The following is a 2,937-nucleotide window of genomic DNA, read 5'->3' as shown; positions in this document are numbered from 1 at the left end:
ATGTTGCAACGTCCGCATTTACCTACGCCGCATCTCATGTTCATTTCCAGGGTAGTGATGATTTCCTCAGGTTTAAAGCCCATCTTTTTGAAGTTCTCAAGCTGCAGCTTAATCATTATCGGCGGTCCACAGGTCACGGGAACGGTATTCTCAACAGAAGGACAGATCTCCTGCAGCCAGTCCAGGGTGATAAATCCAACCCGCCCGTCCCACTTGGGATCTTCCCTGTCTAAAGTTACATGCACGTGGGTGTCTTTAATCTTAGGCCACCGGTCAAAAAGGTCATACTTAAAGCACAACATATCATAACACCTGGCGCCATAGACTATGTCCACCCGTCCGTAATCATCACGGTTATCCAGTACGTAATCTATGAGGGAACGGAGGGGTGCCAAACCAACACCACCGGCGACGAAGAGGCAGTTCTTACCTTTCATCTCTTCGAAGGGGAAGTGGTTCCCGTACGGACCACGGATGGCCATTTTGTCACCCACTTCCAATTCGTGGATAACGGAGGTCAAGCGCCCAACCTTCGCAATAGTAAATTCCAACATGCCTTTCCTGGTTGGCGAAGAGGTAATGGAAATCATACCTTCGCCCACACCAAGGATGGATAGCATAGCGCACTGGCCGGGTTTATTTCCAAAGTTTTCCAAAATCCCCGGTTCATCAAAAGTAACCTGAAATGTTTTGATGGTAGGAGTTTCCTCAATTATTTTGTTAACAGTAGCAATATAAGGCAATAAAGGACTGGCTACTTCTCTGGTATTGCAATTGCAGGACATCTTAGCCAACCTCCTTTACTTTGGTAATGATTTGCGCAATGTCGAGGTTGACAGGGCACTTTTCGAGGCATCTGCCGCATCCGACGCAGCCAAAATCACCGTATCTGTCAACAAAGTAACGCAATTTATGCAGGAATCGCTGCCTGATTCTTTCCTTCTTGCTCGGGCGCGGCTGGTGTCCACCGGCAGCCCGGGTAAAGTTAGAGAACTGGCAGGAGTCCCAACAACGGTACCGGTAACCCTCGGCGCTCTGGTCATTGTAATCAACAATGTCGAAGCAGTGGCAGGTCGGGCAAACATAGGTGCAAGTACCACATCCTATGCAGCGCAGAGACTCGTTATCCCAAATGGAATGCTCCCACATGTTATCTAGTTTCTCCTTAACACCTTCCAGGCTGATCTGCATCTGCTTGGCCTTGGCCATTTCTGTGGCCTTGGCTTTAGCTCCTGCTCCACTGCCATCGTCATCGGCAAAAAATTCCTTGGCAGAGTTAACCAGTTTCTCGCCTTTCTCCGTTAAAACTTCCACCAGGTATTTATCGCCCAGGTCGGTAAAGAGTAGGTCAGCTCCCTCCGCTGTATCGGGGGATATACCAAAGGCGCCGCAGAAGCAGGTATGGCGGCAGTCATTGCAGCTCAATGCCACAATGGTTGTTTTGTTCCTTTTATCCAGGTAGTAATTGTCACGAAACTCAGCATCAAAAACTTTGTCTAACAACAGGATGCTTTTTACATCACAGGGCCTGGCCCCAAACAGCACCCTTTCGGGAACCCCTTCTACCTCCCTGATGTCCCATGTTGGGTCATTGATATTATAAGTGAACATCTTTTCGCTTTGGGGGAAGAAGAAATCTTTCGGCGGAATAACGCCGTTCTGGTAATCCAATACAACTGCCTCTGCCGAGCTCACCGGTCTGAAGGTGGTTATACTGTCACTTTTGATAGGAGCGATGAGCTGGCTACTTTGGGCTACTTTGTTTAACAGGTTTTTGATCTGGTCTTTCTGAACAATCTTATTCGCCATGGTTCTCACCTCTCCACTCTACATAAATTCTTCCGGATCTTCGAGGCGGTACTGTCCCAGATAGGAGCCACCTTCCTCAGTAGAACCGGGAGTTGGCATATTGAACAATTCTTTGCAGTCTTTCAGCAGTTTTTTGTTCAGCAGGCTGATGGGAATGTCCATAGGACATACCCGGTCGCATTCGCCGCAGTCCACACACCGACCTGCTAAATGGAATGCCCTGGTCAAATGGAAGGCTTCATTTTCTTCCACATTAACTTCCTTACCAATCCAGTCTGGTTTGATGGCATCAAAGATACATTCGCGGCAACTGCAGCCCGGGCAAATGTTCCGGCAGGCATAGCACCTGATGCAACGGTCAAATTGCCTCAGCCAGAATTTTGCCTTCTCCTCCGGGCTCATAGCTTCTATTTTCTTGATTTCCTCATAGTTGTCCTGCACATCGGCAACATTAACCTTATCGCCAAGCATGTGGTCAGCAACAACAGGGTTATGGGATTCGCAGAACTTACATTTATCTAAAATGAAGTCTGCCTTTTTCGCGGTAAAGTCACCTTTCGTTGTTTTGATGACAATTTCGTCGCCCTTGTCTTCAAAATCTGTCAACTGACCGGATACATCGAATTTTTCGGCCAGTTTGGCATAAGAGAGCTGACCGCTGCAGGGCGCTCCCAGTACAACAATTTTATCTCTCGAAATGATATTATCTTGAGTAAGCCTGTAAATACCCCTGGAATCACATCCCTTAACAACAACGGCAATTTTGCCGGGGCGCTGTTTCATATCAATCAGGTACTTGGTTAATCCATTTACAGAAAATGGATTAAAAACTAATTTGTCCACATCATCGGGGGAAGTTATGAAGACCGGCTGGGTTCTGACTGCCTCAGAACCGAGGCCGTAACCTATTACTACTTCCACCTCTTTATCCTGTAGTAACTTAGCGGCCGTCTTTCTAAGATTTTCCGTAATCTTCTTCATCAGGCATCCCTCGTTTTCTATTTAGACTCTTTAAATTTCTTGAATCTCAGATTAGGACCCAGGGCCTTGATAGTCTCGGTCATTTCCTTGGTATTATCGGCCCATTTCTGTCCTTCCGATCCTGAAATCCAGCGGGCTTTGAAACGG

3 protein-coding genes and 1 pseudogene are annotated in these 2,937 nt (G+C 47.3%); all 4 read right to left on the bottom strand.

Annotated elements, in window-relative coordinates; all coding sequences use genetic code 11:
• Positions 1 to 785, bottom strand: a 785-nt coding sequence (locus ACSNJE_RS15850) for an FAD/NAD(P)-binding protein (protein WP_495253065.1), incomplete at its 3' end; no start/stop codon positions are given.
• 1 nt (position 786) lies between these two features.
• Positions 787 to 1,809, bottom strand: coding sequence for a 4Fe-4S dicluster domain-containing protein (locus tag ACSNJE_RS15845; RefSeq protein ID WP_495253064.1), 1,023 nt, complete (start codon positions 1,807 to 1,809; stop codon positions 787 to 789).
• Between the two features lie 18 nt (positions 1,810 to 1,827).
• Positions 1,828 to 2,790 carry a Coenzyme F420 hydrogenase/dehydrogenase, beta subunit C-terminal domain gene (locus tag ACSNJE_RS15840; RefSeq protein WP_495253063.1) on the bottom strand — a complete coding sequence of 321 codons (963 nt, stop codon included), beginning with the start codon at positions 2,788 to 2,790 and terminating at the stop codon, positions 1,828 to 1,830.
• Between the two features lie 17 nt (positions 2,791 to 2,807).
• Positions 2,808 to 2,937 (bottom strand): annotated as a pseudogene (locus tag ACSNJE_RS15835) (hydrogenase iron-sulfur subunit); the annotation flags it as partial.

It is taken from the genome of Thermincola sp. GK-1 (genome assembly GCF_059412445.1).
This window is presented reverse-complemented; position numbering and strand designations above follow the sequence as displayed.

What these genes read in the sequence shown, in the direction of transcription:
- ACSNJE_RS15845 (WP_495253064.1), bottom strand. Translation starts at nt 1,809, where the DNA reads ATGGCGAATAAGATTGTTCAGAAAGACCAGATCAAAAACCTGTTAAAC.
- ACSNJE_RS15840 (WP_495253063.1), bottom strand. Translation starts at nt 2,790, where the DNA reads ATGAAGAAGATTACGGAAAATCTTAGAAAGACGGCCGCTAAGTTACTA.